Annotated in this window: 4 protein-coding genes; all 4 read left to right on the top strand. The window is 72.5% G+C overall.

Features of this window, described 5'->3' with window-relative positions:
- The first annotated feature begins 13 nt into the window (after positions 1-13).
- The 4 genes from pncA (at position 14) to AC1D2E_RS26250 (ending at position 6,442) form a co-directional block, all read left to right on the top strand.
- Entirely contained in the window at positions 14-730 is a 717-nt protein-coding gene (gene pncA, locus AC1D2E_RS26235) for a bifunctional nicotinamidase/pyrazinamidase (RefSeq protein WP_478200115.1), read from the top strand.
- Positions 731-743: 13 nt separating this feature from the next.
- Positions 744-1,304: a (2Fe-2S)-binding protein gene (locus AC1D2E_RS26240; protein ID WP_478171107.1), complete on the top strand. Its 561-nt coding sequence runs from the start codon at positions 744-746 to the stop codon at positions 1,302-1,304.
- A complete protein-coding gene (locus AC1D2E_RS26245; RefSeq protein ID WP_478200116.1) occupies positions 1,301-5,023 on the top strand; it encodes a molybdopterin cofactor-binding domain-containing protein in 3,723 nt (1,240 codons plus the stop codon). The genes AC1D2E_RS26240 and AC1D2E_RS26245 overlap by 4 nt, the downstream gene beginning before the upstream one ends.
- Positions 5,024-5,257: 234 nt before the next feature.
- On the top strand, positions 5,258-6,442 hold the full coding sequence (locus tag AC1D2E_RS26250) for a fumarylacetoacetate hydrolase family protein (protein WP_478200117.1): 1,185 nt from the start codon (positions 5,258-5,260) through the stop codon (positions 6,440-6,442).
- The last annotated feature ends 143 nt before the right edge of the window (positions 6,443-6,585 follow it).

Raw genomic sequence — 6,585 nt, forward strand, 5'->3', positions numbered from 1 at the left:
AGGAGCGACAACCATGCACAACACCCGCAGAACCCTCTTGAAGTCCACCGCCGCGCTGGGTCTGCTCGGCCTCGGCGTTTCGCCGCTCTTCGCCGCCGCGAAGATCAAGCCCGCGGCCAACGCGGCGCTGATCGTGGTCGACGTGCAGAACTGCTTCGTCGAAGGCGGCACGCTGCCGGTCAAGGGCGGGGCCGAGGTGGTGCCGGTCATCAACAAGCTGGCCGAGGCCTTCGACAACATCGTGGTCACGCAGGACTGGCACACGCCGGGCCATGCCTCCTTCGCCAGCACCCATGCCGGCAAGAAGCCCTTCGAGACCACCAAGCTCAGCTACGGCAATCAGGTGCTCTGGCCGGACCACTGCGTGCAGGGAACCGACGACGCCGGCCTCCACAAGGAACTCAAGCTGCCGACCGCCCAGTTGATCATCCGCAAGGGCTTCCACAAGGACATGGACAGCTACTCGGCCTTCGAGGAGGCCGACCACAAGACCACCACCGGCCTGGCCGGCTACCTGAAGGGACGCGGCGTCAAGACCGTGTTCGTCACCGGTCTCGCGACCGACTTCTGCGTGGCCTGGACCGCCATGGATGCGCGCAAGGCCGGCTTCGAGGTCTACGTGATCGAGGACGCGACCCGCGCCATCGACCTCAACGGTTCGCTTGCCGCGGCCTGGAAGCAGATGGCCGCCAAGGGTGTCAAACGCATCCAGTCGAGCGACATCGTCTAGGCCGTCACCAGAGATGCCGGGGTTCGCACTGAAGGTCAACGGTCGCAGCGTCGAACTCGCGGCGTCGCACGAGGCCTCGCTGCTGCACGTGCTGCGCAACGACCTGGGGCTCAATGGCCCCAAGTACGGCTGCGGCCTGGGCCAATGCGGCGCCTGCACCGTGTGGGTCGACGGCGTCGCGGCGCGGGCCTGCGTGATCCCGGCGCACGGCGTCGCGGGCCGCGAGATCACCACGCTCGAAGGATTGCCTGATGTGGCCCCCACGCTCGGCACTTTCGTGTCCTCGCTGCCCCCCGAGGGGGCTGCCGCGCCTTGGGGCGGCCCTGCGGCGCGGCGCGCGCGCTGGCACCCCGTGCAGCAGGGCTTCGAGGATGCCCAGGCCGCGCAATGCGGCTACTGCCTCAACGGCATGGTGATGCAGGCCGCGGCGCTGCTGGCGCGCGAGCCGAATCCGAGCGAGGCGCGGATTCGCAGCGAACTCTCGGGCAACCTGTGCCGCTGCGGCACGCACATCGAGATCCTGGCCGCCGTGCAGCGCGCCGCGCTGCTGATCGCGAAGGGCGCGCAGACGTGAGCCGGCGCGCCGACTCGCCCCGCACGCGCAGCGAATTCCTCCAGGCCGACGGCGTCCTCGTCGTCGTCCGCGAGACGCCTCCGGCGCCGCCGCCGGCACCGGGCCAACCCGCGCTGGTGTCGGGCAACCCGGCCGAAGGCCCCGAGGTGCTGCTCGCGGTCTGGGACGACGGCAGCGTCACCGCGCTGAACGGCCACGTCGATCTCGGCACCGGCATCCAGACCGCGCTGTCGCAGATCGTGGCCGAGGAACTTGACGTGCCGATGGCGCAGGTCCGCATGGTGCTCGGCGATACCGCGCGCACGCCCAACCAGGGCGCGACGATCGCCAGTGCCTCGATCCAGATCCACGCAGCGCCTTTGCGGCTTGCGGCGGCGCAGGCGCGCGGCTGGCTGCTGGCCCAGGCGGCCGAGCACTTCGGCGTCCAGCCCGCGCTGCTGACGCTGCGCGACGGCCGCATCCAGGCCGGCGACGACCCGGCCTTCGGCATCGGCATCGGCGAACTGGTGGCGGGCGGGCGCAGCGTGCTGCAACTGGATGAGGCGGCGCGGCTCAAGGACCCGGCCGACTACCGCATCGTCGGCAGTTCGCCGCCGCGCGTCGACATCCCCGCCAAGCTGGCCGGCGACACCGTCTTCGTGCACGACATGCGCCTGCCCGGCATGCTGCACGGCCGCGTCGTGCGGCCGCCCTATGCGGGCGCGGACCACGGCGACTACATCGGCAACACGCTGGAGTCGGTCGACGAGGCTTCGATCGCGCACATCCCCGGCATCCGCACGGTGGTCGTGATCCGCGACTTCGTCGGCATCGTCGCCGAGCGCGAAGAGCATGCCGAGCAGGCGCTGCGCGAACTGCGCGTGCGCTGGAAGGCCTGGCCCGGACTGCCCCCGCTCGACGACCTCGAAGGCGCGATCAGCGCCAACCCGTCGACGCAGCGACTGCTGGTCGACGAAGGCGATGTCGACGCGGCGCTGGCGAGTGCCGCGAAAGCGATGCCGCGCACCTACGTCTGGCCGTACCAGATGCATGCGTCGATCGGGCCGTCGTGCGCGCTCGCGCACTGGCAGCCCGGCGATGGCGCCGGCCTGCGGGTCTGGGCCGGCTCGCAGAACCCCCATGTGCTGCGGGCCGATCTCGCGAAGCTCATGGGCCTCGACGACATCGAAGTCGACGTGGTCCGAATGGAAGCCGCCGGCTGCTACGGCCGCAACGGCGCCGACGACGTCGCGGCCGATGCGGCGCTGCTGGCGCGTGCGGTCGGCGCGCCGGTGCGGGTGCAGCTCACGCGCGAACAGGAGCACCTGTGGGAGCCCAAGGGTGCCGCGCAGCTGATGCGGATCAACGGCGGCCTCGATGCCGAAGGCGGTGTCGCGGCCTACGACTTCGAGACCTCCTATCCGTCCAATGGCGCGCCCACGCTGGCGCTGCTGCTGACGCGCACCATCGAGCCGGTGGCCCAGGCCTTCGAGATGGGCGACCGCACTGCGCGCCCGCCCTACGGCTTCGCCAACCTGCGCGTGAAGGTCAACGACATGGCGCCGATCGTGCGCGCCTCGTGGCTGCGCGGCGTTTCGGCGCTGCCGAGCTCGTTCGCGCACGAGTCCTACGTCGACGAACTCGCGACCGCCGCGGGCGTCGACCCGGTCGCATTCCGGCTGCGCCACCTGCACGATCCGCGCGCCGCCGAGCTGGTGCGCGAGACCGCGCAGAAGGCCGGCTGGCGCATGCGCGCCGGCCCGCAGGAAGATGCCGACGGCGATCATCCTTCCAGGCGCGCCGACGCCCGCGTGGGCCCCGGCGGCGACATCCTGTTCGGGCAGGGCTTCGCCTATGCGCGCTACGTGCACAGCAAGTGGCCGGGCTTCGGTGCCGCCTGGTCGGCCTGGGTGGCCGACGTCGAGGTCAACCGCAAGACCGGCGAGGTGCATGTGCGCCGTGTGGTGGTCGGGCATGACGCGGGGCTGATGGTCAACCCGGCCGGCGTCGAGCACCAGATCCACGGCAACGTGGTGCAGACCACCAGCCGCGCGCTCAAGGAGCAGGTCCGCTTCGCGCCGCAGGGCGCGCCGGATGCGGCGCTGCTGCCCGGCGTGCCACCCTCGGGTGTGGTCGCCAGCCGCGAGTGGGGCAGCTACCCGATCATCAATTTCCGCGAAGTGCCGGTGATCGAGGTGATGCACCTGCAGCGCCCGGGCGAGCCGCCGCTGGGCGCGGGCGAGTCGTCCTCGGTGCCGGGCACCGCGGCGATCGCCAATGCGATCTTCGATGCCACCGGGGTGCGCTTCCGGGCGCCGCCGTTCACGCCCGAGGTGGTGCGCGCGGCGCTGAATCCGCTGCCGGCGCCCGCCGGTCCGGAAGACGCCGCCGCGGCACGGCGAGCGCTGCCGGCCTCCGCGCCATGGCCGACGCGACGCGGCCTCTGGGCCGGCGCCGGGGCATTGGTCGTCGGCGCCATCGGCGTGGTCGCGGGCCTGCTGGGCTGGCGCTCGGCCATCGCGCCGGTCAGCTTCAGCGCGCCGGCCTACAGCGAGGCCACGATCGAGCGCGGCCGCACGCTGGCCGCGCTCGGCGACTGCGCGGTCTGCCACACGGCGCCGGGCGGCCCGCCCAACGCCGGCGGCCGCGCGATGGAGACGCCCTTCGGCACCCTCCACACCACCAACCTCACGCCCGATGCCGACACCGGCCTCGGCCGCTGGTCCTTCACGGCCTTCCAGCGCGCGATGCGCGAGGGGATCTCGCGCGACGGCCGCCACCTGTACCCGGCCTTCCCGTACACCGCCTTCGCCAAGACCAACGACGACGACCTGCAGGCGCTGTATGCCTACTTCATGTCGCTGCCGCCGGTGCGGGCCGAGACCCCACCGGCCGAGCTCAGGTTCCCGTTCGGCCTGCGTCCGTTGATGGCCGGCTGGAACGCGCTGTTCCACGACCCCGCGCCCTACCAGCCGGTGGCGACGCAGAGCGCCGAGTGGAACCGCGGCGCCTACCTGGTCAACGGGCTCGGCCACTGCGGTGCCTGCCACACGCCGCGCAACGCCCTGGGCGCGGAGCAGGGCGGCCGCGCCTTCCTGTCGGGCGCGATGATCGACGGCTGGGAGGCGCCGGCGCTGACCGCGCTGTCGACCTCGGCCGTGCCCTGGACCGCCGACGCGCTCTACGGCTACCTGCGCCACGGCCATGCAACGCAGCACGGCACCGCCGGCGGCCCGATGGCCGAGGTGGTGCGCGAACTCGCGGCGGTGCCGGACGCCGACATCCGCGCGATGGCCAGCTATCTCGCGTCCTTCAACCCTGCCACGCCACAAGAGGTGGCAGAGGCGCAGACGCAGCGCGTGGTCGCCACGGCGGCGGCGCAGCAGGGCCGCCTGCTCGGCCCGGCGCAGCGCATGTTCGACAGCGCCTGCGCCGCCTGCCACCACGACGGCGACGGCCCGACCCTGCTCGGCGTCAACACGCCGCTGGCGCTCAACAGCAAGCTCACGAGCGCGCGGCCCGACAACCTGCTGCGCACCATCCTCGACGGCGTGCGCGAGCCGGCCTCGCGCGACATCGGCTTCATGCCGGCTTTCCGCGAGGCGCTCGACGACGCCCAGATCGCCGAGCTGGCCGGCTACATGCGGGCCCGCTTCGCGCCGCAGGAGCCGGCGTGGAAGGACCTGCCGGGGACCGTGGCGCGGCTGCGGGCCGCGGGGCCGAACGCCAACCCGCGCTGACCTGACCCCCACGCTCCCCCACTGCGTGTGGGTCGCTGCCCCCCGAGGGGGCCGCAGGCCGCCTTGGGGCGGCCCGGCGCCGGCCTGGCTGACCCCCACGCTCCCTCACTTCGTGTGATCGCTGCCCCCCGAGGGGGCCGCAGGCCGCCTTGGGGCGGCCCGGCGCCGGCCTGAGTCCCGTACGATCTGGGGCGGAGAGGCCGAATCACCGACCCATCCCTGGAGACCTTTCGCATGACTTCGATCCTTTCGCCCGCCCAGTCCCTGCCTCGCGATGCCGAGCGCGCCACCCTGGTCGGGCGCCTCTGGCAGCCCGACATCGGACCGGTGCTGGTCGCGGTGCACGAGGGCGGCCTGCACGATCTCTCGCGCATTGCCGCCACCGCCAGCCAGCTGCTGGAGCTCGACGACCCCGTCGGCGCGGTGCGCGAGGCCCTGCGCGACGAGCGCACGCCGCGTGTCGCGTCGCTCGAACGGGCGCTCGCCAACAGCGACGAGACCCGCCGCGACCCGCAGCATCCGTGGCTGCTCGCGCCCTGCGACCTGCAGGCCGTGAAGGCCAGCGGCGTGACCTTCATCGCCAGCCTGCTGGAGCGCGTGATCGAGGAGCAGTCGCGCGGCGATGCCTCCAAGGCCGAGTCGATCCGCGCCGCGCTCGGTGGCGTGCTGGGCGACAACCTGGCCGGCATCGTGCCGGGCTCGCCGCAGGCCGCCAAGGTCAAGGACGTGCTGATTGCGCAGGGCGCCTGGTCGCAGTACCTCGAGGTCGGCATCGGGCCCGACGCCGAGATCTTCACCAAGGCGCCTGTGCTGGCCGCCGTGGGCACCGGCGCCGATGTCGGCATCCATTCGGGCTCGGTCTGGAACAACCCCGAGCCCGAGGTCGTGCTGGCGGTCGACAGCCGCGGCCGCACGCTCGGCGCCGCGCTTGGCAACGACGTCAACCTGCGCGACTTCGAGGGCCGCAGTGCGCTGCTGCTCGGCAAGGCCAAGGACAACAACGCGTCCTGCGCCATCGGCCCCTTCATCCGCCTGTTCGACGATCACTTCGGCATCGAGGACGTGCGCCGCATCACGGTGGCGCTGCGGGTGGTCGGCTCCGAGGGCTTCACGCTCGACGGCGCCAGCTCGCTGGCGAAGATCAGCCGCGACCCGCTCGACCTGGTGGCGCAGGCGATCGGCCCGCACCATGCCTACCCGGACGGCCTGATGCTGTTCCTCGGCACCATGTTCGCGCCGACGCAGGACCGCCACGGCCCGGGCCAGGGCTTCACCCATGTGGTCGGCGACCAGGTGACGATCTCGGCGCCCGAACTCGGCGCGCTGCACAACCGCGTGGTGCATGCCGACCAGGCGCCGCGCTGGACCTTCGGCATCGGCGCGCTGATGCGCAACCTCGCAGGCCGCGGGATCATTTGACTCGCCCCCAGTAGTCGCCTCGAGTCGCTGCCAGAGGCAGCGGCTCTTCGAAGCCGTCCAAGCCTGCGCAGGCAGGCTTGGAGCCGCGGCTCCTCAGCCCCCACACCAGCGGCCCGGCGAAGCCGGTTCCGCGGTGTTTCACG

The sequence above is a fragment of the Variovorax sp. P1_H2 genome (genome assembly GCF_056405295.1).